The organism is Pontibacter kalidii (genome assembly GCF_026278245.1).
GTDB classification, from domain to species: domain Bacteria; phylum Bacteroidota; class Bacteroidia; order Cytophagales; family Hymenobacteraceae; genus Pontibacter; species Pontibacter kalidii.
The window spans coordinates 1,036,261-1,061,361 of the sequence record NZ_CP111079.1; the positions used below are offsets into that span (position 1 = coordinate 1,036,261).

Below are 25,101 nucleotides of genomic sequence, written 5' to 3' on the forward strand. Positions count from 1 at the left end.
TAGTACTTTTTAAGTAAAAAGTTAAGCAGGCGCACTGCCTCACTAAAAGTCCTCTCTAATAGTTAGAGAGGACTTTTTTATCTCCCTCTTTCTGAGCAGAATAGCTCAGGGAAGCCTACCTGACGCAAAAAGACTCCCTAAAAACAGATTCTAATCTCATTCTAATCTCATTCTTAAATGAGCTTAATACCCCCGGTGTACCTTCGTGACTAATAGTACTTTCATTTTGTAAGCAGCCCGGCATAAGTGCCATGTTTTGAGGCTGTCCAATTAGGTAACACAAGTTAAAGGCGATTAAAGCATGTTTAGAAGATTTATAGGAGTGTCCTTGTTCAGTTTAGGTGTATGTCTCTTTTCTACACAACCAGTTAAGGCGCAGTATGCCCCTGAGTATAACGAGGGCCTCAAAATAAATCTGAATGACAAGGATGATTATTACATCCGGTTTATGCTCTGGAACCAGATATGGGCACGGGCTACGGAGCAGAATCCCGGCACACTGGTAAACGGTACCCCACAGGAGAAGTCTTTTGATATCGGGGCGCGTCGCTTGCGCATGCTGGCCATGGCGCAGCTGTCTCCGCGGTTCATGATTATGACCCACTTTGGCATCAACAGCCAGACCTTTGTGGGGGGAGGGGCCGCAGGCAGCGGTGGCACCGGGAGCTATGGAGCCGGTAAAAAGCCGGGGATGTTCTTCCATGACTTTACAAGTGAGTATACCCTTTTCCCGGCGGTTGATTCCTATACCGGGCAGAAGCACAAGTTTTCGATGACCCTGGGAGCAGGCATCCATTATTGGATGGGATTGTCACGCATGACCATGGCCAGCACCACCAACTTCCTCACCCTGGATTCTCCTGGCTTCAATTTTCCAAACGTTGACCAGAGCGACCAGTTTGTGCGCATGTTCGGGATATTTGCCAAGGGCAAGGTCGACAAATTAGAGTACAGGGTAAGCGTGAACAAGCCCTTCGCCACTAACCTGGTGCCGGAGCAGGAGAATGTGGCCGTCGACAACAACGGCAGCAGCAAGCCCTATGTAGCCGGTTACTTTGAATACCAGTTCCTGGACCAGGAGTCGAACACGCTGCCTTTCAAGGTGGGCACTTACCTGGGGCAGAAGCGCGTGTTTAACATCGGCGTCGGTTTCAACGCCCAGCAAGACGGAACCATGAGCCTGCAGAACGGCCAGTATAAATCCCATAACATCGCCTTGCTGGCGGGAGATATGTTCATAGACCTGCCCTTCAGCGTCGGTTCGAAAGACATGTCCCTGACTTCCTACACGGTTGCGTACCGCTACGACTACGGCCCGAACTACCTGCGCCACTCGGGCACCATGAACCTGGGCACTAACGACTCGAATTACGATGGGCCCAGGTCTATCTCAGGTTCCGGCAACGCCAGGCCGATGCTGGGCACCGGTGATATTTACTATAGCCAGGCGGGTCTTCTGCTGCCCCGCTTAGGTGAGCAGGACAAGGTACGGCTCCAGCCTTTTGTGGCCTATACACGAAAGAACCTGGACGCGCTGGAGAAGGGCGGCGACTACTGGGACTTTGGTAGCAATGTGCTCATTCAGCAGCACAATGCCAAGGTGTCCTTTCAGTACTCACTTAGACCCAATTACATAGCAACCGATCACATTGATGGTAACAGGGGCGAGTTTATAGTTCAATTCCAGACTTTCCTGTAAAGTATTCCTTTTCATAAACAATAAATAACTATGCACTTAAACCCAGTAGAACAAGAAAAACTAATGCTGCATTTGGCGGGAGAGCTTGCCGCCAAAAGGTTAAAAAGAGGTGTGAAGCTCAATTACCCTGAGTCCATTGCTTATATCTGTGGTATCCTGATGGAAGAGGCCCGTGACGGTAAAAAAACGGTGGCAGAGCTTATGAAATACGGTGCACAGCTCCTGAAGAAGAACCAGGTGATGGAAGGGGTACCGGAGATGATACATTTCGTCCAGATAGAGGTAACCTTCCCGGACGGCGTGAAGCTCATCACGGTGGACCATCCAATCCGCTAACACTAATCCAACGCAAAACATTATTATTTACAACTATGATACCAGGTGAATACATACTCAAGAAGGGGGAGATAAAAGCCAATCAGAAGGGAAAGACCGTACGCGTCAAGGTTGCCAACACCGGAGACCGCCCTATTCAGGTAGGTTCTCATTATCACTTCTTCGAAACGAATAAGGCGCTGGAATTTGACCGGGCAGCAACACTAGGCATGCGCCTGAACATTCCGGCCAGCACGGCAGTGAGGTTTGAGCCCGGGGAAAAGAAGACCGTGGTCTTGGTAGAGATAGGCGGTAAAAAGCTCATTCACGGCTTCAATAACCTGACGGAAGGCGATGTGTCGAAGAAGAGCGTCCGGGAAAATGCTCTCAAAAAGGCGCAAAAAGAAGGGTACAAGGGAGCTACCACTACCAAAACTACCAAGAAGAAATAAGGTAATCATCAACTAACTAAGGAACCATGGGAAATTGGAACAGACGCGAATGGATTAAAGTAGTAGGGCTTTCTACTGCCGGGCTTTCGCTTCTAGGGCTTGATGCACTGGGAAGTGACAAGTCTTCCGTGAAATATATAGACGGTGAACTCTACATTCCTAGAGATCGCTATGCTGCTCTCTTCGGGCCTACCACGGGGGATAAGGTGCGTCTGGCAGATACAGAGCTCTTCATCGAAATTGAGAAGGATTTCAACGTTTACGGGGAGGAAAACAAGTTCGGGGGCGGTAAAACCATCCGCGACGGCATGGGCCAGTCCACCTCGGCCACACAAGACGAAGTGCTGGATTTGGTGCTGACCAACGCTATCATCATCGATCACTGGGGCATCGTGAAGGCAGATATCGGCATCAAGAACGGCAAGATCGTCGGCATCGGCAAGGCCGGTAACCCGGATACCCAGGAGGGGGTCACCAAAGGCATGATCATAGGTGCCGCCACGGAAGTACATAGTTGCGCCGGTAAGATTGTGACGGCAGGCGCCATCGACACCCACATCCACTTTATTGCCCCACAGCAGTTTGATGTAGCGCTCTATAGTGGTACAACAACCCTGGTGGGCGGCGGCACTGGCCCGGCGGACGGAACGTTGGCTACTACCGTAACCCCAGGAAAATGGTGGCTGGAAAGTATGCTGGAGGCTTCGGAAAGCACCCCATTGAACCTGGGCTTCTTTGGTAAAGGCAACACCTCTTCCTTCAAGACGGCGGCCGAGCAGATTGAAGCGGGTGCATTGGGCCTTAAAATTCACGAGGACTGGGGGGCTACTCCTTCCACCATCGACAATGCCCTGACAGTAGCAGACAAGTATGACGTGCAGATAGCTATCCACACCGATACACTGAACGAGGCGGGTTTCCTGGAAGATACGGTGAGGGCTATCAATGGCCGGACAATCCACACGTTCCACACGGAGGGTGCCGGTGGCGGCCACGCGCCGGACATCATCAAGATCGCCATGTACCCGAACGTGCTGCCAGCCTCCACCAACCCGACCAAGCCTTATACGATCAACACCGTGGATGAGCACCTGGACATGCTCATGTCGGTGCACCACCTCGACAAGAGCATCCCCGAGGACGTGGCCTTTGCCGACTCCCGCATCCGCCCGGCAACCATCGCGGCCGAGGATATCCTGCAGGACATGGGCGTGTTCAGCATCATGTCGTCCGACAGCCAGGCCATGGGCCGCGTGGGCGAGGTAATCTCCCGTACCTGGCAGACGGCCCACAAGATGAAAATCCAGAGAGGTCCTTTGGCGCAGGATAAAGGCAAAGACAACGATAACTACCGCGTGAAGCGCTATGTGTCCAAGTATACCATCAATGCAGCTAAGGCGCAGGGAATCGATTACTGCATAGGTTCAGTAGAGGTAGGTAAGTATGCCGACCTGGTGCTGTGGGAAACGAGCCTGTTTGGTGTAAAACCGGACATGATCCTGAAGAACGGATTCATTGTAGGTGCTAAGATGGGTGATCCAAACGGCTCCATCTCGTTGCCACAGCCAGTAATCTACCGTCCGATGTTCGGTACACTAGGCAAATCCATAGGGCGTGCCGGCTTCAATTTCGTGTCAGGTGTCTCCCTTGAGAACGGGAACATCAATCGCCTGGGCCTGTCCAAAAACTCACTGGCGGTAAAGGGCTGCCGGAAAGTATCGAAGAGGGACATGGTGCACAACAACGCCATGCCGAAGATTGAGGTGGATCCGGAAACCTACACCGTAACAGCGGATGGCGAAGTGTTGACCTGCGAGCCGCTGAGTGTGGTGCCCATGGCGCAGCGCTACTTCCTGTTCTAGTTTTTAACGTGTTGCCAGCCTAGCCCAAACCGGCTTAAGCTGGCAACACATTTACCTAAGTATGATTCTGGTAGAAAAGGTAATAGGTAGCCTGGCAGGCACTGCGATGAATGGCAGAAAAGTGGATTTGCTGGATCTTGATTGGTTCGACACGGGCAAGACCACGCTCAGGAAGCGAACGCGTGCCGGTCAGGAAGTAGGCATCCGTAAGGACACTACTCCGTTGGAAGACGGCGATATTCTGTACCTGGACGAGGAGCGCGCCATTGTGGTCCATATCCTGCCTTGCGAGTGCATTGTGTTCAAGCCCCGGAATTTTCGGGAGATGGGCACCATCTGCTTTGAGATCGGAAACAAGCACATCCCCATCTTTATCAATGAGGAGGCAGAGGTGCTGGTGGAGTTTGAGCAGCCGCTGTACCGGTTGCTGGAGCGCTCCGGGTATGAGCCGCGGCGGGAGGTAAGAAAGCTGTTAAAAACACATGCGCTGCGCGTGCGCAAGCATGAAAGCAGCTACAACAGAAAAATCACCATCAAATAAGGTACGCTTATGCAGCCATTGTTAACCCTGCTCCAAATCAACGATTCCATGTTCCCGATTGGGGGCTTTACCCAGTCTTACGGTCTGGAATCTTATGTGAGCCAGGGAATTGTAAAAGACACACCCTCTGCGACAGTCTATGCCCGAGACATGCTGGCGCATAGCATCTACTACAACGACGCCGCCTTTTTGCAGATGGCCTGGAGGCTGCTGGAAGCTAAAAAGCCGGCGCGGGAGTTCCAGAAGCTGGATGAGTTGATCACCGCGCTCAAGGCTCCGTCTGAGATCCGGATGGCCAGCAAGAAACTGGCGATCCGCTTCCTGAAGCTGACTCAGACGCTGCACCCGGTCAAGCGCTGCAGTAACTACTTGGTCAAAGTTCAGGAGGGCAAGCTGCACGGGCATTACGCCGTGGCCTTTGCCATGTATGCACATGCTCATGGTATTACGCTCAAGGAGGCGCTGATGGCTTTTTACTACAACACGCTGAATGGCATCGTGACCAACTGCGCCAAGCTGGTACCCATTAGCCAGAACGACGCGCAGAAGATACTCTTCAATCTGCAGGCCACCATCAGCCAGCTGGTCGAGCAGCAGGAGGATCTGGACGAGTCGCTGGTGGGGCTGTGTTGTATCGGGCAGGAGATCCGCTGCATGCAGCACGAGAAGCAATACTCAAGACTGTACATTTCCTAAAGACATAATTTAAACAGACACTTTATGCCAAGAACACACGTGAGAATAGGGGTGGCAGGGCCGGTAGGCTCTGGTAAGACGGCTTTGATAGAAAGGCTGACCCGAAAGATGGGAGAGGAGTACAGCATCTGCGTGGTGACCAACGACATTTATACCCGGGAGGATGCTGATTTCCTGATCAAGAACTCCAGCCTGCCAGCCGACCGCATCATTGGGGTGGAGACGGGCGGCTGCCCGCACACCGCGATCCGGGAAGATGCTTCGATGAACATAGAGGCGGTGGAGGAGTTGGTGGAGCGCCACCCGGACACCGAGATCGTATTTGTGGAGAGCGGCGGCGACAATATATCAGCTACTTTCAGCCCGGATTTGGCTGACGTAACCATCTTCGTGATCGATGTGGCCGAGGGCGACAAGATGCCCCGCAAGGGCGGCCCGGGCATCACGCGCTCCGATCTGCTGATCATCAACAAGACAGACCTGGCTCCTTACGTGAACGCAGACCTGGCCATGATGGAGCGGGATTCGAAGAAGATGCGGGGCGAGCGCCCGTTCATCTTCACCAACCTGATGAAGCTGGAGGGCCTTGATGAGGTGATCCAGTGGATCAAGACCTATGCTTTGCTAGAAAAAGAGGAGGAACATGCTTAGTAGAATCGGCATAAATGCGGAGAGGGAGGGAGAGCGAACCTTGTTAAAAGACAGCTACCATAATGCACCCTATAAGGTGGTGCATTATGGCTCCCGCCATTTGCAAAAGCACCTGGAGCTTATCCTGATGAGCTCCTCGCCGGGTATCATGGATGAGGATGAGGTTACGATAAAGGTGGATGTGCACGAAGAGGCGCACCTGAAGCTGTCCACACAATCTTTCAGCAAGTTGCATCCCATGAAAAAGGGAGCGGTGCAGCAAACGAACGTGACCATCAAGAAGGGAGGGGTCTTCAAGTACATTCCGCATCCGGTCACCCCGTTTGCAGGGTCCATCTTTAAAACCCTCAACGAGATTCAGATGACGGGAAGTTCCACGCTGATCTGGGGCGACATCATTGCCTCCGGCCGTGTGTATTCAGGGGAGTCGTTTGCGTTTAAAAGATTTCACAGCATCACAAAGGTGACCTGCGACAAAAAGCTTGTCTTGCTGGACAATCAGCTACTGGAGCCGGCCAGGCAGCCGATGGATTCTATCCTTTTTTATGAGGGCTATACCCACCAGGCCACGCTGCTCTATGTGTCTCCCTTTGCCGAAGAACTGAAAGCCGAGCTGGACGAGATCCTGGTAGAGAAGTTCGAAGAGATCGACTTTGGCTTCACGCAGTGCGCGCCGAATGCCGTGATGCTTCGCGGCATGGGGAAAGACGGTGGCGTGTTGCATGACTGGCTAAGTACCATGGGGCAGCTGTGCTGGGAGTTTACCATGCACAAAAGCCAACCGGAATCAGAAGAGCAGCAACTGCTTGACACGCAATCAAATCAGGTACAGCTGGCGGCTACTGGCGGCGAAGCAATCACTGAGCCAGCACCGGCATCTGAGGTGCAGTAGCGGCGACGGTAGCTAACAAAAGTTAAAACAGATTCACCAGCAAAGAAGGAGGGCATATGCACGAGATATCCATTGTGAGGAATGTGTTTGACACCTTGCAGGAAACCTACCCGGAAAAGTTCGGGAGAATCAGCAAGGTGCAAATGGAGGCCGGTTTGCTGAGCAACATACAGCCGATCCTGATACAGAACGCCTTTGAGGCCCTGATCATGGAAGAGCCAGGCTTGGCAGATATTGAGCTGGAAGTGGTGCAGCTTCCGATCATCGCCCACTGCGAGACTTGTGAGAAAGGCTTTGAGGTGGTGCGCCACAAGTTCGTGTGCGCCTGTGGCACTCCCTCCAGAAAGATTGTGCAGGGAGAGGAATTACAGATAAGTAAAGTAGAATTCTTCGGGAATTAAACAGATAAAACAGAAAGATATGAGTACGCCAAAATATCCAAAAAGTAACCAAATGCCGGTAGGTTCCGTGCAGTGCGACAACACAACCCTGAACCTGCTGAAGGCAAACGATTTCGTAGCCAAGGCCATCCGTGAGAAGCTGTCGGACGTGCTGGTGATCAACGTGTGCTCCTCGCCGGGAAGCGGCAAGACCACCCTGATGCAGGAGACGGGCAAGCGCCTGAGCGAAAAGCTCAACCTGGCCGTGCTGGTAGGAGACCCGGAAACAGACCGCGACGCCATCCGCATGAAAGAGGTGGGCATCAATGCCCTGCAGATCGTGACCGGCGGCATGTGCCATATCGAGGCGCAGATGATCCTGCAGGCGCTCGACCACATCGATTTGACCGGCGTGGACCTGCTCTTCATCGAAAACGTGGGTAACCTGGTGTGTCCCGCTGCCTTTGATTTAGGCGAGGACATCCGCGTAACGGTGCTGGCGGCTACGGAAGGCGATGACAAGCCCAAAAAGTACCCGCGCATGTTCCTGACCAGTGAGTTGCTCGTCGTTTCAAAAGCTGACCTGCTGCCCTACGTGCCATTCTCGGTAGAGGCCGCTGCGCAGGATGCCAGAGAAGTAAATCCGGCAATAGACGTGATGGCCATCAGCAGCCTGAAAGGCGACGGCATGGACGAGTGGTGCAACTGGCTATTGGCAAAGGTGCAGGAAAAGAAAGCCAGTTTGGAGACAGCCTAAGGTATAGGCGCATACCTTCCTGATCATGCTGAATAAACAGATAGAAGTGACACATGCGCTGGGTAATGGCCTCGATGTAGGCCAGCGGACGGTGGATGTGCTGGAAGTGGAGTGGCATGAAACCCCTAAGTCGCGCATGCGGCGCAAGACCAAAGCGGGGCGGGAGGTGCTCATCAACAGAAGGGACAGAGGCACCTTTCAGGACGGCGATACGCTATACTTGTCAGACGAACTGGTAGTTATACTTCGCATCAGGCCTTGCGACTGCATTGTGCTTCGCCCAACCACCTTGCAGGAGGTGGGCACCGTCTGCTTTGAGATCGGCAACAAGCATGTGCCCATTTTTATGACCGAACAGGAAGAGGTTTGCGTGGCATACGACGGGTATTTGTACCAGATGTTGCTAAGCAATGGTTTTGCGCCCGCCATAGAGGAAAGAGTGCTATGCCCTTACCAAATGGTAAAGGCTTATGGAAATGTGGTCTGAGTCATACCCCATATAATTAATGGCTTGTTGGATTCAAGGTGAGAGGGTTGGAAGGCAGCCTGAGCCGGTACTACGGACATGGCTGTTCTTTCAATTATACCTGCAGTTGCGGAAAGCCCGCGCAGGTATAGCGTGGAGGGAAAGAGTAGTATAATTGAGTGAAAGAGCTATGACCAGAATATTGTTTTTAGTGAGCCTTTGTCTTGCTTTTCTCAGTTCGTGCACAGGCTATGAGCCGGAGCACGAGGCTACGGAAAATGGCATCGTCGTGACAGACATCCGGGGAAAGGAAGTGCGGCTGAAGGAGCCTGCCCAGCGAGTCGTGGTGCTCTACCAGGGTGCGCTGGACGGCATGTACATGCTGCACGCCGAGCATACGTTGGTAGGCATACAGAACAACATTTACACGAATCCCAGCACGTTAAAATACTTCAGCAAGCTCGATCCACGTATTGCCAGAAAAGAGCTTCCTGCCCCGGGCAACTGGGAGACTTCTACCAACATCGAGAGTGTGGTGGCGCTCAAGCCGGATCTGGTGATCATGGCCTCGAATCAAACCGACGCGATAGGCTTACTCGAAAACCTGGGCATCAAGGTGTTCGCGGTGGAAGCCCAAACCAATCAGCAGCTGTACGACGAGTTGGAGGCCATCGGTAAGCTGACAGGGACACACGAAAGGGCATTAGAGTTGCTAGCCTATACCCGCCGGAAGTTGGAGGAGATCCAGCAGAAGACAGAAGATATCATGCCAAAGAAGTCCGTTTACTACGCCTGGTCAGGGGGCCGTATCTATTCTACTTCGGGCCAGAACAGCCGCATGAACGAGTGCTTTGAGCTGGCAGGGGTAAGAAATGCCTGCACCTTTGAGTTAGACCAACCCAACATCAATCCAGAGACTCTTATCTCCTGGGACCCGGACCTGATTCTGCTGTGGAGCACAGACCCGCAGGATGTCTATAACAAGAAAGAATTATCAGTGCTGAAAGCCGTTAAAAACAAAGAAGTATATGTCCTCGACCCGCCTTTCTTTTACGACCCGCATACCCTCAAAATCATGGTTGCCGCTCTGGAGTTGCATAACTTGAGTTACGGGGAGAGCGGCAGTTTCGACCTGGAAGAGAACCGGAGGGAGATCATGGCCAGCCTGTATGGAGAGGCGAAAGCAAGCGCGTTGTTCGAATGAGAAAGTACCTTATCGGGTTCCTGATCTATGGCTTGCCCTTGCCACTGCTGTTGTATTCGCTTACAGTAGGCCCATCGCAGGGCCTGCACCTATCGGATTACTGGGAGTGGGCCAAGACAGTGCTTTCCGGAGGTATAACTGACAGTGCCGGTGACCTTTACATGATCAACAACATCATTGAGAATGTGCGGCTCCCCCGGGTAATACTCACCTTTATCATCGGGGCCGGGCTTGCCGCCTCGGGGGGCACGCTGCAGGGCATTTTCCGGAACCCGCTGGTAGACCCCTATGTGCTGGGCATTTCCTCGGGCTCGGCCTTCGGGGCGGCGCTGGCCATCGCGTTCCCGCTTATCAATATCAACCTGTCGGCTTTTGCGTTGGGAGTGGTTTCCGTGATTCTGACGTACTCTTTTGCTTTCTCCAATAAAAGCGCCTCCATTGTAGCGGTCATACTTTCGGGCATGATCGTGTCGGGCATCTTCACAGCCATGCTGACCATTGTGCAGTACATCAGCGACCCTTACAAGTTGCAGGCCATTATTCAGTGGACCATGGGCAACCTGCACCATGCTTCCTGGGACAAGATCAACAGCGCCGCTCTACCCATAGCGGTGGGTGTGGGGGGCATGTACCTGCTGCGCTGGAGGCTGAACCTGTTGGCCCTCGGCGATCAGGAGGCCAAGGCCGTCGGGGTAAACCCAAACCGGGATAAGATCATCCTCGTCGTGCTGGCTACGTTAACGACTTCGTCTTCAGTAGCGGCAGCGGGTATCATCAGCCTGTATGGCTTGTTTGTACCGCACCTGACACGCATGATGGTCGGGCCGGATAACCGGAAGTCCATGCCGGCCAACATTCTTTTTGGCGGTTCCTTTCTGTTAATCATCGATAACTTCTCCCGCTCGCTGATGGAGTTCGAGATTCCGATTGGCATTTTCACCATGCTGCTGGGGGCGCCTTTCTTTATCTTTTTAATGAAGAAGAACAAAATAAACTGGGTATGACGAAGCAGGCAATTGAGGTAAGCAACCTGAGTTTCAGTTACGGCAGCACACCCATCCTGGAGGATGTGAACGTTGCTTTTCCGGAGGGGAAGTTCTCGGTGGTGTTGGGGCGGAATGGCAGCGGAAAATCCACGCTCTTCAACATCTTGTCCGGCATGGCCGACTACCGCCAGGGCTCGGTCAAGCTGATGGGCCGTGAACGAAAAGAAATGTCCTTTGCCGACTGTGCTACTATCCTGGGCTTTCTGCCGCAGTTTCACAAATCCATTTTCCCCTTCAAGGTGCGCGATGTGGTGCTGACGGGGCGTGCCGCCTTCTCTTCCTTCAGCCCCAAGAAAGCAGACCTGGAGAAAGTAGAGCAGGCTATCGCCGAGCTGGAGATTTCCCACCTGATTGATAGACCCTATACGGAGCTGTCGGGCGGAGAGCAGCAGTTGGTGATGATTGCGCGGGTGCTAGTGCAGAACCCTGGTATCATACTTCTGGATGAGCCCACCAACCACTTGGATGTGTACTACCAAACCTTTGTGCTGGAAAAACTTCGAAAGCTGTCCCAGAATAACTTCACGGTCATCGCCATCATGCACGACCCGAACCTGGCCTTCCTTTATGCCGACCACTGCTTCTTCATGAAGAACAAAACGGTCGTGAAAACAGACCTGGCCAACCATGACAGCCAGCTGTTGCAATACGTATATAACGTGAACTTCACAGCCGTGCAGGTGAAAGAAAAAACGATCGTGGTACCCACTATGTAAGCACCTATGGACATTCAAATCAGAGAGATAGAGAAGAAGAGAATTGCAGAACTCGTGGCCTACGTGGTGGACTTCCGGAAGGAGCTCTTCCCCATGGTTGACCACCGCGCGATACCCGAGGACCTGGCTAATTTTGAGTCCTGCTATGTGGCCGATGATAATGCGGTGTTCCTGGTCGCCACAGACGCGTCAGATACCATCATCGGAACCATCGGCATGAGGAGGTATGACCACCGTTTCGCTCACTTAAACTATACCGGCCAGGTTGTAAACGAGGTGCTCAAGCTATACGTTGAGCCGGCTTACAGGAAAAAAGGACTTGGCAAGGCCCTGGTCAACGCCCTGAAGTCGGAGGCCTGGCAGCGGGGCATTGAAACGCTCTACCTGCACACCCACCCTTTCTTGTCGGGCGCACTGGAATTCTGGACAAAGCAAGGCTTCCGGGTGGTATGTCAGGACGATACTGAGGTTTTCCGCACGATACACATGGACCTCGCCATGTTGGGCGCTGCAGACGCGGCTGAAATTGAAAAGGAAGTCACAATAGGACTATAAGAAGTATTGAGCGACATGTACGTAACGTTGAAGTGGATCGGTGTGCTGATGGCACTGTTCCTAGTCCGGTTTTCCGTGTTAGGAAACGGTTTGGGAAGTGTTAGCGGCAAGGTGTTGGATAGGGAAGGCAATGCCCTGGTGGGCGTTTCGGCAAGCATTGAAAGTATAGGAAAAGGGGATGTCACGAACCTGGATGGCCACTTTCGCATTTCGCAGATACCCTATGGTAACTATGTGCTGCTCGTGAAGGGGCTGGGGCTAGAGGAAAAGAGAGTTTCTCTGACTCTGAGCGAACACGCCGAGCACGTGCAGTTGGAGGTACGGCTCAATCGCGTGGCTCACGCCATGCAGGAAGTGCTGGTGACGGGCCGCAAGGAAACTGACTATGTGAATGAATACAGCTTTGTCGGCACCAAGCTCCAAAGCCGCGTGATGGATGTGCCGCAGACCATCACCTCGGTCACGAAGGAGCTGATAGAGGACCAGCAGGCCTTTCTGGTGACAGACGTGGTGCAGAATCTGGCCGGTGTGAACCAGTACTCCGCTTATGATGACCTGACCATCCGGGGCTTCCGCAACGGCTATGAAACAGGGTACAGGCTGGTGAACGGGCTTCGCTCCGGCTACGGGTATGGCACGAGCTTTTTCCGGGTGCCGCTTACGGTAAACCTGGAGAGCGTGGAGGTGCTTAAGGGGCCGGGAGCTGCCCTCTTCGGCGACATCAACCCGGGCGGGACGGTGAACCTGGTGACCAAAAAGCCGCTGGAGGAAGACCGGAAAGCGGTGAGCTTCTCGGTGGGCAGCTTCCAGGCCATGCGCAGCACGCTGGACATGACAGGCCCGCTCAACAAAGACAAATCCCTGCTATACCGGCTCAACATCGGCTTTGAAGACACCAAAACCTTCCGGGAGGTGAACGACCGCAGCTCCCTGATGATAGCGCCCACCGTCACCTTCCGCCCCACCGACAAGACCACCGTCAACGCCGAGCTGATCTACAGCAAATTCGACGGTTACCTGGACCGCGGCATGGGCATCCGGGGCGGTGACTTATACGCGCTGCCGAGGTCCTTCACCCTGAGCCAGCCCAGCGATTACTACCGCGTTAACGATGTGTCGCTCAACGCCTCCCTCAACCACCGGCTCACCGACCGGCTCTCCTTCAACGCGGCCTACATGAAGTTTGTCTACCACGAGGAGCTGAGCGAGCACCGCACGCTCAATACCTTTGCCGATGCCCCGGCCAACACTATCATGAACCTGCGCTACCTGGAAAAGAAGGTGAACGAGTATACCGATAACCTCTCCACCTACTTTTCGGCCAGTGGCCATACCGGCAGCCTGCAGCACAACCTCATACTAGGGCTCGACTACATCAGCTTCCAGACCGACAAGCGCGGGCACCAGTGGGAGGCCCGTGAGATGGAGGTGGACGGGCAGCGGGTACCCCTGACCTTCGACCTCAACAACCCCACCTACGAGCTGCGGGACCCGAGCAAGTACATCCGCCGGCCCCTGGCTTCCTTCTTTCTGGATTACCTCAACGCCAGCTATAGCACCACCGGCCTGTATGTGCAGGACCAGGTTGGCATATCGGACAGGCTAAAGCTACTCATGGGCCTGCGCTATGAGATGTTCCGGGACCAGCGCGAGTATGGCAGCGGGGAAGAAAAGGTACACCAGAACGTGTGGCTCCCCCGGCTGGGGCTGAACTACCAGGTGCGGGATAACCTGAATTACTTTGCCAGCTACAGCCAGGGCTTCAAGCCCATTGACCCAGCTTTTGTCCGCAACCCGGAAAACTATGGCGGCACCGAGCCTTTCGATAGCGAGAGCAGCTACCAGGTAGAGTCGGGGCTGAAAGGGGAGTTTCTCGGTAAGCGTCTGTTCTCCACGCTGTCGTTCTTCCACATCGAGAAGCGCAACATGCTGGTGAACACCGGCCAGCTCACGGAAGCGGGCAACCCCATCTACCGGCAGAACGGGCGCGTCAAATCGCAGGGGGTGGAGGTGGAAGCCACCGGAAGTATAACGCCCGGCCTGAACCTGAGCGTGAACTACGCTTTCAACCACACGGAGGTACTGGCTTCGGACCTGGAGGGGGAGGAGGGGCTGCAGACGCCCAACGCCCCCCGGCATTCGGCCGGCCTGTGGGCCAAGTATACTTTCTCCGAAGCCGGTCTGGAGGGCTTTGGGCTGGCCATAGGCGGCAATTACGTGGGAGACCGGCGGATGGAGCTGCAGGTGCAGGACGTCCGAACGGGGGATTGGGTTTGGGAATACTGGCCCTCATATACCGTGGTGAATGCCGCGGCTTTCTATAGGGTGAACAAGTTCAAACTGAGCCTAAACGTCAACAACGTTTTTGATGAGTACTACTTCGTAGGGGGCTACGATTACCAAAGGGCCTTCCCGGGGGCTCCCCGCAACTTTATACTTTCCATGGGCTACACTTTTTAGCAGCCCCGTTTTTCCCGTCGAGACTGTCCTGCTCCGAGTAGCTGCGGTCATTCCGAAGCTGCCTTGTCACAACGGTTCACGCAGCCCTGGCAGCCCCTGGAGTCCGGCCCACTACCTATTTGGAACGGCAAGGCCCAGCCCCTGCTTCTAGCAGCAGGCCCTGTGGCTGAAGGTGCGGGCCAGCAAAATTTGCCCCGAGACGAAGGCTAGCCGCTACCTTTTGTGCTTGCCTTGGGGCGTAAATCCTTTTCTTACGGTTGTTTGAGCTGGCTTTACTAAAAAAAGCAGGCAAAGGAAACATTTTGACTAAACACATGTATATACATTAAATGTGTATACATTGTTAGAATGATAAAGAGCAGAAACCCACACAAGAACTTAAAGGCATGGCAAGTATCAAATGGGTAGCAGACCTGACGCATAGCGAAGTAAAGTTTAAGGTAAAGCACCTGATGCTCACCACTGTAAGCGGCTATTTTAGGAGTTTTGATGTAGAGGCGCTTACGCCTGATGCTGCGTTTACTGGTGTGGAGAGCCTGGTGTTCACTGCCGAAGTAGACTCCATCAGCACCAACAACGCGCAGCGCGACACCCACCTAAAGTCAGCGGACTTTTTCGATGCCGCGCAGCATAGCCAGGTTCGCTTTGTGGCCACCGAGTATGAGCAGGTATCTGGTGAGAAGTATAAACTGCTAGGCGAGCTATCCATCCGGGGAATAACCAGGCCTGTGGCGCTGGATGTGGCCTATGGCGGCACTGTCGTAGACCCTTACGGGCAGACAAAAGCTGGCTTTTCGGTGCACGGCAAGCTAAGCCGCAAAGAGTTCGGACTAACCTGGAATGCCGTGACCGAGGCGGGCAGCGTGGTAGTGAGCAATGAGATAAAGCTGCACGCTGAGGTTCAGCTGGTGAAGCAGGTACCCTATCCTGCTTGGAATTAATTAAATATGCAACAGGGCCGTATACTTTATAACCAGGGATATACTGCCACAAATAATTGAACATCATGGAAAACAGAATATTAGGCCTGCATCACATTACGGCGATTGCCGGTATGGCCAAACGGAACCTTGATTTTTACACGAAAGTACTGGGCCTGCGCCTGCTCAAGAAGACAGTGAACTTCGACGACCCGGGCACTTACCACTTCTACTATGGAGACGAGAAAGGAAGCGCAGGTAACATCCTCACCTTCTTCCCCTACGAAGGGGCCCGGAGGGGGAGTGTCGGAACGGGTATGGCCACCAATATTGCCTATGCCGTACCGGAGGGCAGCTTCAATTACTGGATAGACCGCTTTGAGAAGCACAACGTCATCTACAACAAACCCTCTGAAAAGTTTGGGGAGCAGTACCTGACCTTCCTGGATCCGGACGGGCTGAAGCTGGAACTGGTTATCCCCAAAAACGGCGATAACCGCATAGCCTGGGAAACAGACGAAGTAAAGGCCGATGTGGCGACCAAAGGCTTTCATGGGGTAACGCTGACGCTGCAGAACAAGGGGAAAACAGCTGAGGTACTGACTGATATTCTCGGGTATACGTTTCAGGAGCAGAGCGGTAACCGTTTCCGCTTTGCCACCGATGCGGTGGAGACGGCCAACATCATTGACCTGGTAGAGCTGCCGAACGAGGCCCGCGGCATTGGGGGCGCGGGTACAAACCACCACATCGCCTTCCGGGTGAAGGACGAGGAGGTATTGATGCACTTCCACGACAAAATTGCGGGCCTGGGTTATAGCATCACGAACAAAATAGACCGCAACTATTTCTACTCGCTATACTTTCGGGAGCCGGGTGGCGTGCTGTTCGAGATTGCCACCGATAACCCGGGTTTCGGCATCGACGAGCCCTGGGATAAGCTGGGGGAAAGCCTGCTGTTGCCGCCGCAATACGAGCCCCGCAGAGCCGAGTTGGAGGCCGTGTTGCCTAAGCTTGATTAAGCACCGGAAGGAGATTGGATCCGTAAACTTAAGTAAAGCATCAAAAACAAAGTATGAAAGCATTTGCCGTTACCCGCTTGTACGCCGATGAGAATGGCGACAGCCGCTTTGAGGATATCGAAAGGCCATTGGACCCGGAAGGGGAGATCGGGTTTTTGTCGGAGCCCGAGGCTGTGGAAAGCATCATTTTCCGGAAGGTGGTGTCTACCTATGACTATGATTTCCACACGGCGCCAGACCGGCAGTACCTTTTTCTGTTGGATGGCGGGATAGAGATAGAGACTTCGCTGGGCGAGAAGCGGCGCTTCGAGACGGGGCAGGTCCTGCTCCTGGAGGACACTACCGGCAAGGGGCATAAGACGCGCAACCTGCAGCCTGAAGTCCGCAGTTCCGTTTTCGTGACGCTGAAGGAAAAGAGCTGAAGGCGATGCGCTATACTTTATAAAACTGAAAAGCTATTATGTATACCCATAGTACAGAAGTGATTACAAAGGGCAAGCCCCTGTCTGAAACCGGTAAAGCGCTGATCATGGTGCATGGCCGGGGGGCCACCGCCGAAAGTATACTTGGGCTGGCCCAGCAATTGCCGGTGCAGGATTATACGCTGTTCGCCCCACAGGCTACCCAACACAGCTGGTACCCGTACAGTTTTATGGCCCCGCAAGCGCAAAACCAGCCGGCCCTGGACTCTGCCCTGGAGCGGCTGGACGAGCTGGTGGAAAGTATCCTGGACCAGGGCGTAAAGAGCGAGGGTTTATACTTTGCAGGCTTCTCGCAAGGGGCCTGTCTTGCGTCCGAATATACTTCCCGAAACGCCCGGAAGTATGGCGGGGTGCTCCTCTTCACCGGCGGGCTTATCGGGCAGCAACTGGATAGCAGCAAGTATAAGGGCGATTTTGCCGGCACCCCCGTACTCATCACCACCGGCGACCCGGACCCGCACGTGCCCGTTAGCCGGGTGGAGGAGACGGTGGAAGTAATGGAGAAGCTTGGGGCTGCCGTTACCAAAAAGGTATACCCGGGGCGCCCGCACACCATTGGGCAGCAAGAACTGGATCTTGCTAACCGCATACTCAAATCACCTAAAACAGACTAAGGCTATGGAGATCGAAGTGAAGGACAACCCGGCCAGGCACCGGTTCGAGGCAACAACAGAAGGGCGCACCGCCTTTATAGACTATAAGCTGCGGCCTGGCGTAATGACGGTGCTACACACCGAAGTGCCAAAAGAACTGGAGGGTCGTGGAATAGCCGGCGCCATGACGAAGTTTGCGCTGGAGCACATGGCGGCCAATAACCTGCAGCTGGTTCCGCTGTGCCCTTACATGCAGGCATATCTAAAAAAGCACCCGGAGTACGCGTACCTGGTGAAAGATAAGGCCAATGAAAGCGTATAGATAAAAGTCTAAAGCTGACCGTGTTTAAGGTATACGTCAAGCAACATGCCCTTCCCTGTAAAATTTAAAGGCGAGAAAGTGGTTCCTGTAGAAGAGGGACAGACGGTGCTGCAGGCATCGCTGGCTGCCGGTATACCCCATTACCATGCCTGCGGCGGAAAGGGGCAGTGCACGACCTGCCGCATCCTGGTGCTGGAGGGGCAGGAGCTGCTAACCCCGCCCACCACCTCTGAACGGGCCATTAAAAACGTAAAGAAGTTTCCGGACAACGTGCGGCTGGCTTGCCAGTCTTACGTAAGGGGGGAAGGCGTAGAAGTACAGCGCCTGATCCGGGATGAGACCGACCGCTATATCTTCATAAACGGCAAGGAGGACAATATGACCCGGGTGATGGGGGAGCGACGCAAGCTGGCGCTTTTCTTCATCGATATCCGAAACTTTACTCCTTTTATTGAGGCACACCTGCCCTTCGATGTCATCCACATTATGCGCCGGGTATTTGCGCTCATGCGTAATGCCATCAGCCAGTACGAAGGCAAAATCATAGACACAGCCGGGGATGGCCTCTATGCGGTCTTCGGTTTGAACGACGGGATCAAGAAGGCGGCAGAGTCGGCTGTACTGGCCGGGCTGAAGATCCTGGAAGACATCAAGATATTCAACAACACGTACCTGCGCCCATACTTCAACCACTCTTTCGAGGTGGGCATCGGGGTGCATGTAGGGAAGGTGATCGTGGGTAACGTGGGGATTGGGCTGAGCGATAATCTGACCGTGATGGGCTATCCCGTGAATGTGGCCGCCCGACTCCAGGCAGCCACGAAAGAACTCAACAACAGCTTCGTGATTTCGGAGCGTGCCTACCGGTTGCTGAAGAACCCGCCCTACTCCGCCGGCTGCGCCTACCTGACCCTGAAGGGCGTGAGCAATCCCTACGAGGTAAAGCTGATTGGCAAGCCGTATGCCTTCAGCCAGGCAGCGTCTCCGCCCAGTGTCACCTGACTTAAGCCTCTTTTTTCTGCGTGCGTACCTGTTTTAAGGCCGTTCCCCAGCTAATTAGCTGGTCCAACAAGGTGTTGAGCTTCTTCTCCTGGAAGGAAGCAGGCTTAAAGTCAGTGTAGTTCTCGAAATCGGTGAAAAGCGAGAGCGCCACCTGTTCCCGCACGTCGGCCATCTGCAGCTCTGCCACAATGTTGCGCAGGTGCTCCACGGACCGGGCACCGCCGGCGTTGCCGTAGGCCACAAAGCCAACTGCTTTGTTGTTCCACTCCTTGTAGAGAAAGTCCAGGGCGTTTTTGAGCGATGCCGGCACACCATGGTTATACTCCGGCGTAACAAGCACAAAGGCATCGAATGGGTCAATCCGGGCAGACCAGTCTTTGGTGTGCTGCTTGGTGTATTTTTGCATAGCGGGCGAGTTGGGCTCATCCAGGAATGGCAGGTTTACCTCCAGCAGATCTATCAATTCGAAGGTAGCGTCGGAGCGCTTCGAGGCGATCTCGTATACCCATTTTCCTACCGCCTCACCGTTCCGGCCGGGACGCGTACTTCCAATAATTACAGCTATTTTTAACCTGTCTGTGGTGCTCATCTCTGATATGGTTTATATAAGAACCTGCTATGGTTTCTGTTAAGCAAAGAAACAAAGTATAGCTTTCGGTTAACTGTAGTACTTGATTAAGGATGGCATTGTTGCCGCAGGTACTCAACTGGTCCTGGCTGAGACAAAAGAGAAACTGGTTTATACCTGAAGAGGTGCTCCTGCCTGTTTCTCATACCCACTCATTTACAGGTATTAAATTTCCTGGCCGTGTATTACGTGCTTAACTCACTTGCTATCAGGAGTTGTTGTATTCCATACTAAAAATAAGCCGTATACTAAAAGTGCTAATCTAAAATGCCAGGTATGAGCTACAGAAGTATAGCTAGCCGGCACAAGAGGCTCCCGAAGCAGGGTGCGGCGAAACTCGTGTTTGGAACGATCGAAAATTTTTTAAACCAAGTGCTATGTCTGAAAGTATGAATCCCTCCGGTGCAAGAATTGGCAGTTACTGGTACCTCCCGCTGCTGCTGGGGATCCTGTTTATTGCCTTAGGGATCTGGGTTCTTTTCACTCCCCTGGAGTCGTTCCTGGCTTTGGCTATATTTTTTGCCGTTACCTTTCTTATCTCAGGAATACTGGAGATCGTATACGCCATCTCGAACCGGCGTAGTCTCAACAAATGGGGATGGTCCCTGGCGGTCGGTATAGTGGATCTGATCATCGGTATCATTCTGGTTTCTACGCCTGCCATATCCATGGTAGTCCTGCCGCTTTATGTTGGCTTTGGCGTCCTGTTCCGTGCCACCCTGGCAATTGGGTGGGCCTTTGAACTGAAACGGAGGGAGGTACCCAACTGGGGGTGGTTTTTGGCTGTGGGTTTACTCGGGGTGCTGTTTGCCCTTGTCATGCTGTGGAACCCATTGTTTGGCGGTCTTACCATCGTCATCTACACCGGCGTGGCCTTGATTTCCATTGGTGTTTTTCAGGTTTTCCTGTCGCTCAGGCTAAAAAAGTATAAAGATATGTGGTAAGGGAAGGGTGGAAGCCCGCAAATGTTACCGGCACCTGCGGGCTTATACTTTTCGCAGGCACCCCTCCTGGTACTTCTGATGCGTTCGGAGGTTCTATGTTGAGGTTCCGCCAAGCGCGCTGAAAGTATGAACAAGCCTCTCTCACCCAACTTTCTGCTGATTTTCCCGCGTATCCCATTGCCTGAGATACCCTCCTCTCGCGCAGCCAGCATGACCATCCAGGGGCCTGCTGAAGTATAAATTTTAGGTGACAGCGGTAGTGGCCGCACCGCTGTAAGAAGTATATTTTTGAGGGCGCTGGGAGAGCCAGGAGCGGAATCAGATTGGTAAACTTCTATATTTATCGCTATCTTAAGTAAAATTTGCGCCTATGACACCCTCTGAAACCAAGCGAATAAATACTGCCTCCGAGGTTTTTAGCAACCTGGTTGGCACACGCTATGAAATGTATAACAGCCTGTTCTCGTCCCTGCCTTTCCACCGGGTCGAGAAAACAGGCGTGCTGCTCTCGTTGCTGGTGCTGCATTGCGAAGAAGGCTACCAGCGCCAGCTCAGCCCGCAGCAGATCATCCACAGCTTCTTTGAGCAGTATACCCATTACCGCACCGAGCAGGAGCAGAACGACCTCTTGTTCCGCTTTGTGCAGTACGCGGAGCGCCAGGTAGTGTTGTTTGATGCCCTGGAGGAAGCCGCTTTCCGCGATACCCACGACATGCACGGCATGGGCACCCTAAAGCAGCTCAGTGCAGCGGTGCTGCACCAGAAGGCGCAGGAGCAGCTTACCCAAAAACTGCAGGACTTTGCCGTGCGGACGGTGCTGACCGCGCACCCCACGCAGTTCTACCCGAGCAATGTGCTGGGTATCATCAACGACCTCTCGCAGGCGCTGGCAACAGACAATACTTCCCTGGCGCACTCTTACCTGCGGCAACTGGGCAAAACACCCTTCTTCAAAAAAGAGAAGCCCACTCCCTACGAGGAGGCCATTAGCCTGATCTGGTTTCTGGAAAACGTCTTTTACCGTGCTGCCGGTAACATCATCTCCTACCTAAGCTCCCAGTTTCCGGATGCGGTCCGCGCAGGCTCTAAAATGCTGCGGATGGGTTTCTGGCCGGGTGGAGACCGGGACGGAAACCCCTTTGTGAAGGCCGATACGACGCTGCAGGTAGCCGATGCCCTGCGGGGTGCCATCATCAGGGCATATTACGCAGATGTGCGCCAGCTCCGGCGGCGTTTAACGTTCCGGGGAGTGGAGGATTTGGTAAAAGACCTGGAGGCCAGGCTGTACAATAACCTGTTTGTTCCCGATTACAAGCTGGACATCAAACAGGAGGACATTCTAAGCTCGTTGCAGGAAATCAGGAGGCTGCTGCTGGAGGAGCACAACAGTTTATTTCTGAGTCTGGTGGAGGAGTTGATCACCAAGGTGGAGCTCTTCGGCCTGTTTTTCGCCTCCCTGGACATCCGCCAGGACTCCTCCGTGCACGCCGCCCTTTACGAGGAGTTGTCGGTGCGTACTACTCTCCTGCCGAAGGACTATGCGCAACTGCCGGAGGAGGAGAAGCTGGCCGCGTTGCAAGGTATAGGCGGAAGTATGATTTCCCCTGATCTGCTGGAAGATGATGAACTGCTGCAGGATACGCTGCGTACGGTTTCAGCCATACAGACAATTCAGGAGCGCAACGGCGAGGAGGGATGCCACCGCTACATTATCAGCCACTGCACCAGCGCTCTGAATGTGGTGGAGGTCTATACGTTGTTCGGGCTGGGAGGCTGCCAGCCGGAGGAGATCAGCGTCGACATCGTGCCTCTTTTCGAGACAATAACGGACCTGCGCCAAGCAGCCGGTGTGATGCGGCAGCTCTACGAAGATGAAGTATACAGAAGCCACCTGGCCCGGCGAGGCGATACCCAGACCATTATGCTCGGCTTTTCCGATGGCACGAAAGACGGCGGCTACCTTATGGCCAACTGGAGCATCTATAAAGCGAAGGAGGCCCTCACACAGGTGAGCCGGCAGTATGGCGTGGAGGTGATCTTCTTCGATGGCAGGGGAGGACCGCCAGCGCGCGGGGGAGGCAAAACGCAGCAGTTTTACGCTTCCATGGGCAACAACATTGCCAACAAGGAAATCCAACTCACCATTCAGGGGCAAACGGTAAGCTCTAACTTCGGCTCCGTAGATGCCGCCCAGTTCAACCTGGAGCAGCTTCTGTACGCCGGCATCAGCAACACACTGTTCAGCCGCAGCGGGTCTGACTTAACCCAGGAAGATGATCAGTTGCTGCAGGAGCTCGCCGAGGTGAGTTACGGGGCCTATTCCGAGCTCAAGAACCACCCAGAATTCCTGGAGTACCTGAACTTCGTGAGCCCGTTACGCTATTACGGAGAGGCCAACATCGGCAGCCGTCCCTCCAAGCGCAAGGCCGGAAAGCTGAACCTGGACGACCTGCGTGCCGTGCCCTATGTAGGTGCCTGGAGTCAGCTGAAACAGAACCTGCCGGGGTACTATGGCGTGGGGAAGGCCCTGGAGGCGCTCCACCGGAAAGGGGACTGGGAACGGTTGCAGCGCCTCTACAAGAGCTCGCTATACTTCAAGACCCTGTTGGATAACTGCGAGATGGCGATGAAGAAGTGCTTTTTCCCGGTGACGGCATACCTGGCCGACCATACGAAGTATGGCCCGCTGTGGAGGCAGATCTATGAGGAGTTTGAGCGCACCAAAAAGTATGTGCTCCTGCTGGCCGGCGCCGAGACATTGATGGCAGACAAGCCACTGGATGAGCTTTCCATCCACTTGCGGCAGCGCATAGAGTTGCCCCTGATCACGATTCAGCAGTATGGCTTGGCCAGGATACGGAGTCTGGAAGAGCAGGACCCGCAGCACCAGGGAAAAAAGGTATACGAGAAGCTGGTGGTACGCTGCTCTTTTGGGATCATTAATGCGGAGCGGAACTCAGCCTGAGGTGGCTTACCCCTTCGTGTAAAATAAGCTGAAGTTCTCATCCTGTCTCACCGTCTGCACAAAGAAGCGCTCATAAATGAGCTAAAGGACAGCCCTGCCGGCGGCCTCTTTGGCCTTACAGTGTAGGTAGGCGTCCTGAAAATCCTTCTTGATGTGCAGTACGGCGTCCAGGCCAGAGTCCTGTATTTCTCTGGCCTGGTCCGGGTGTACCTGGTAGAGCACCAGGTTGATGCCTGCCTTTTCGGCCTCGGACGTTTTGCTGAGTAAAGTCTTCAGTGCGGTCGGGTGAAGGGAGGTGACATACTGGCAATCCAGGAGGATATGCTTTGTACGGCGGAGGATCTCCTCGCGACATTTTACTTCCAACTGCCCTAGCACACTGCTGCCACACGCGCCATGAAGACTCATTACCACCAGGTCTCCCATTCGCCGTACCACCAGCTCCTCTCTCATCAAACGTTCTCTCTTTGCTGTAACATAGGCCAAATGTACAAATTCCGATATGTCCGGCTATGTGGCTAACACTGATTTTGCACTGCGCTAATTACTTAAAAAGCAGGTGTAACTTTCTGTGTATGAGAAGAGAAAGTATGGCAAATACGGCTTTAATCTTAGTGAGAATATAGTTTGAACTATACCTTCCTGCGTAAAAATATAGGTATATTGTGCACTCAGAACTAAACATAGCCAGCGCTTAGAACCCGACTCCTCTCAAATTAATTCTCCACACTTAATAATGACTGAAAACAGCACCATCAGAACAATCATCACCGACGACCATAGGATAATAAGAGAAGGGCTGCGCTCTTTATTGGAGCGCGACGGTGAGATAGAAGTGGTAGGGGAGGCTGGCAATGGCCAGGAACTCCTGCAGTTACTGAAGCACACAGCAGCAGATGTGGTGCTGATGGATGTGTGCATGCCTGTAATGGACGGCTTTGAGGCATTGCAGCACCTAAAGAAGCTATACCCTGACCTAGGGGTGATCGTGCTGACCATGCTGGACAGCCCCGCCACCCTGCACCGGCTGATGGAAAGCGGCGCCATCGGTTACCTCCTAAAAGACACAGGCGCCGACGAGCTTTGCACGGCTATAAAATTGGCATCCAAAGGCACCCCCTTCATCAGCTCGGGTATGTCTATGAAAATCGTTCAGAAAGCGATGCAGCCTGCAGAGGCGGGCGGCACACCGGCGGATAGCAGGATGCTGTCGAAGCGGGAGCGGGAAGTGCTGGCGCTAATCGCTGAGGGGTACACCAACGTTGAGATCGCAGAGAAGCTCTTCACCAGCAAGCGCACCATCGAAACACACCGCCAGAACATCCTGGAGAAGACGCAGGCCAAGAACACGCCTAACCTGATCAAGTACGCCATCCAGCATAACCTTATCGACCTGGACTCTTAATGGCCTGGGCACAGGTTCTGAAAGTATAAAGGAGCCTTCTTACGGGTTCTTTATATTTTCCTTGTACCCGGCAAATAATAGTAAGACCTTGGCCTGCGCGCACTGTAGGAGCAGCATAACACATGG

General features: G+C 53.7%; 27 protein-coding genes. 25 read left to right on the forward strand and 2 right to left on the reverse strand.

Annotated features, from left to right (window positions below; all coding sequences use genetic code 11):
- Nucleotides 1-301: 301 nt before the first annotated feature.
- From OH144_RS04350 to OH144_RS04455, 22 genes are all read left to right on the forward strand, one after another.
- Nucleotides 302-1,699 (forward strand): porin, encoded by a 1,398-nt coding sequence (locus OH144_RS04350; RefSeq protein WP_266205073.1) that lies wholly within the window; start codon nucleotides 302-304, stop codon nucleotides 1,697-1,699.
- Nucleotides 1,700-1,729: 30 nt separating this feature from the next.
- Nucleotides 1,730-2,035, forward strand: coding sequence for an urease subunit gamma (gene ureA / locus OH144_RS04355; RefSeq protein ID WP_266205074.1), 306 nt, complete (start codon nucleotides 1,730-1,732; stop codon nucleotides 2,033-2,035).
- 35 nt (nucleotides 2,036-2,070) lie between these two features.
- Entirely contained in the window at nucleotides 2,071-2,466 is a 396-nt protein-coding gene (locus OH144_RS04360) for an urease subunit beta (protein WP_266205075.1), read from the forward strand.
- A gap of 26 nt (nucleotides 2,467-2,492) precedes the next feature.
- Entirely contained in the window at nucleotides 2,493-4,328 is a 1,836-nt protein-coding gene (gene ureC / locus OH144_RS04365) for an urease subunit alpha (protein ID WP_266205076.1), read from the forward strand.
- 61 nt (nucleotides 4,329-4,389) lie between these two features.
- Nucleotides 4,390-4,869: an urease accessory protein UreE gene (locus OH144_RS04370; RefSeq protein WP_266205077.1), complete on the forward strand. Its 480-nt coding sequence runs from the start codon at nucleotides 4,390-4,392 to the stop codon at nucleotides 4,867-4,869.
- Nucleotides 4,870-4,878: 9 nt separating this feature from the next.
- Nucleotides 4,879-5,565, forward strand: a complete 687-nt coding sequence (locus OH144_RS04375; RefSeq protein ID WP_266205078.1) for an urease accessory protein UreF — start codon at nucleotides 4,879-4,881, stop codon at nucleotides 5,563-5,565.
- A gap of 24 nt (nucleotides 5,566-5,589) precedes the next feature.
- Nucleotides 5,590-6,216: an urease accessory protein UreG gene (gene ureG / locus OH144_RS04380; RefSeq protein ID WP_266205079.1), complete on the forward strand. Its 627-nt coding sequence runs from the start codon at nucleotides 5,590-5,592 to the stop codon at nucleotides 6,214-6,216.
- Nucleotides 6,209-7,108, forward strand: a complete 900-nt coding sequence (locus OH144_RS04385) for an urease accessory protein UreD (protein WP_266205080.1) — start codon at nucleotides 6,209-6,211, stop codon at nucleotides 7,106-7,108. Before ureG ends, OH144_RS04385 begins: the two co-directional genes overlap by 8 nt.
- Before the next feature lie 56 nt (nucleotides 7,109-7,164).
- Complete coding sequence (locus tag OH144_RS04390; RefSeq protein WP_266205081.1) at nucleotides 7,165-7,509, forward strand: hydrogenase maturation nickel metallochaperone HypA/HybF; 345 nt, start codon at nucleotides 7,165-7,167, stop codon at nucleotides 7,507-7,509.
- Between the two features lie 19 nt (nucleotides 7,510-7,528).
- Complete coding sequence (gene hypB / locus OH144_RS04395) at nucleotides 7,529-8,245, forward strand: hydrogenase nickel incorporation protein HypB (RefSeq protein ID WP_266205082.1); 717 nt, start codon at nucleotides 7,529-7,531, stop codon at nucleotides 8,243-8,245.
- Between the two features lie 25 nt (nucleotides 8,246-8,270).
- Nucleotides 8,271-8,732, forward strand: a complete 462-nt coding sequence (locus OH144_RS04400; protein ID WP_266205083.1) for an urease accessory protein UreE — start codon at nucleotides 8,271-8,273, stop codon at nucleotides 8,730-8,732.
- A gap of 169 nt (nucleotides 8,733-8,901) precedes the next feature.
- The gene (locus OH144_RS04405) at nucleotides 8,902-9,915 is read left to right on the forward strand and encodes an ABC transporter substrate-binding protein (RefSeq protein WP_266205084.1); all 1,014 of its coding nucleotides are present in this window, start codon (nucleotides 8,902-8,904) and stop codon (nucleotides 9,913-9,915) included.
- Nucleotides 9,912-10,919: a FecCD family ABC transporter permease gene (locus tag OH144_RS04410; RefSeq protein ID WP_266205085.1), complete on the forward strand. Its 1,008-nt coding sequence runs from the start codon at nucleotides 9,912-9,914 to the stop codon at nucleotides 10,917-10,919. The genes OH144_RS04405 and OH144_RS04410 overlap by 4 nt, the downstream gene beginning before the upstream one ends.
- The gene (locus tag OH144_RS04415) at nucleotides 10,916-11,677 is read left to right on the forward strand and encodes an ABC transporter ATP-binding protein (protein ID WP_266205086.1); all 762 of its coding nucleotides are present in this window, start codon (nucleotides 10,916-10,918) and stop codon (nucleotides 11,675-11,677) included. Before OH144_RS04410 ends, OH144_RS04415 begins: the two co-directional genes overlap by 4 nt.
- Before the next feature lie 54 nt (nucleotides 11,678-11,731).
- Nucleotides 11,732-12,232, forward strand: coding sequence for a GNAT family N-acetyltransferase (locus OH144_RS04420; protein ID WP_266205087.1), 501 nt, complete (start codon nucleotides 11,732-11,734; stop codon nucleotides 12,230-12,232).
- 15 nt (nucleotides 12,233-12,247) lie between these two features.
- Nucleotides 12,248-14,692, forward strand: coding sequence for a TonB-dependent receptor (locus tag OH144_RS04425; RefSeq protein ID WP_266205088.1), 2,445 nt, complete (start codon nucleotides 12,248-12,250; stop codon nucleotides 14,690-14,692).
- Nucleotides 14,693-15,078: 386 nt separating this feature from the next.
- Nucleotides 15,079-15,633 (forward strand): YceI family protein, encoded by a 555-nt coding sequence (locus OH144_RS04430; RefSeq protein WP_266205089.1) that lies wholly within the window; start codon nucleotides 15,079-15,081, stop codon nucleotides 15,631-15,633.
- Between the two features lie 65 nt (nucleotides 15,634-15,698).
- The gene (locus OH144_RS04435; protein ID WP_266205090.1) at nucleotides 15,699-16,634 is read left to right on the forward strand and encodes a ring-cleaving dioxygenase; all 936 of its coding nucleotides are present in this window, start codon (nucleotides 15,699-15,701) and stop codon (nucleotides 16,632-16,634) included.
- Nucleotides 16,635-16,687: 53 nt separating this feature from the next.
- Entirely contained in the window at nucleotides 16,688-17,056 is a 369-nt protein-coding gene (locus OH144_RS04440; RefSeq protein ID WP_266205091.1) for a cupin domain-containing protein, read from the forward strand.
- Nucleotides 17,057-17,094: 38 nt separating this feature from the next.
- Nucleotides 17,095-17,730 carry an alpha/beta hydrolase gene (locus tag OH144_RS04445; RefSeq protein WP_266205092.1) on the forward strand — a complete coding sequence of 212 codons (636 nt, stop codon included), beginning with the start codon at nucleotides 17,095-17,097 and terminating at the stop codon, nucleotides 17,728-17,730.
- 4 nt (nucleotides 17,731-17,734) lie between these two features.
- Nucleotides 17,735-18,031 carry a GNAT family N-acetyltransferase gene (locus OH144_RS04450; protein WP_266205093.1) on the forward strand — a complete coding sequence of 99 codons (297 nt, stop codon included), beginning with the start codon at nucleotides 17,735-17,737 and terminating at the stop codon, nucleotides 18,029-18,031.
- Between the two features lie 45 nt (nucleotides 18,032-18,076).
- Nucleotides 18,077-19,033 (forward strand): adenylate/guanylate cyclase domain-containing protein, encoded by a 957-nt coding sequence (locus OH144_RS04455; RefSeq protein ID WP_266205094.1) that lies wholly within the window; start codon nucleotides 18,077-18,079, stop codon nucleotides 19,031-19,033.
- A gap of 1 nt (nucleotide 19,034) precedes the next feature.
- Here the strand turns inward: OH144_RS04455 and OH144_RS04460 are convergent, their stop codons facing one another.
- Nucleotides 19,035-19,622, reverse strand: coding sequence for an NADPH-dependent FMN reductase (locus OH144_RS04460; protein ID WP_266205095.1), 588 nt, complete (start codon nucleotides 19,620-19,622; stop codon nucleotides 19,035-19,037).
- A 416-nt stretch (nucleotides 19,623-20,038) separates the two neighbouring features.
- On the opposite strand from OH144_RS04460, the gene OH144_RS04465 reads away from it, so the two are divergent.
- Both OH144_RS04465 and OH144_RS04470 read left to right on the forward strand, forming a co-directional pair.
- The gene (locus OH144_RS04465) at nucleotides 20,039-20,605 is read left to right on the forward strand and encodes an HdeD family acid-resistance protein (RefSeq protein WP_266205096.1); all 567 of its coding nucleotides are present in this window, start codon (nucleotides 20,039-20,041) and stop codon (nucleotides 20,603-20,605) included.
- 370 nt (nucleotides 20,606-20,975) lie between these two features.
- Nucleotides 20,976-23,570, forward strand: coding sequence for a phosphoenolpyruvate carboxylase (locus tag OH144_RS04470; RefSeq protein ID WP_266205097.1), 2,595 nt, complete (start codon nucleotides 20,976-20,978; stop codon nucleotides 23,568-23,570).
- An 81-nt stretch (nucleotides 23,571-23,651) separates the two neighbouring features.
- Here OH144_RS04470 and OH144_RS04475 read toward each other — a convergent pair whose 3' ends face one another.
- On the reverse strand, nucleotides 23,652-24,023 hold the full coding sequence (locus tag OH144_RS04475) for an STAS domain-containing protein (protein WP_266205098.1): 372 nt from the start codon (nucleotides 24,021-24,023) through the stop codon (nucleotides 23,652-23,654).
- Between the two features lie 283 nt (nucleotides 24,024-24,306).
- On the opposite strand from OH144_RS04475, the gene OH144_RS04480 reads away from it, so the two are divergent.
- Nucleotides 24,307-24,975 carry a response regulator transcription factor gene (locus tag OH144_RS04480; protein WP_266205099.1) on the forward strand — a complete coding sequence of 223 codons (669 nt, stop codon included), beginning with the start codon at nucleotides 24,307-24,309 and terminating at the stop codon, nucleotides 24,973-24,975.
- Nucleotides 24,976-25,101 lie beyond the last annotated feature (126 nt).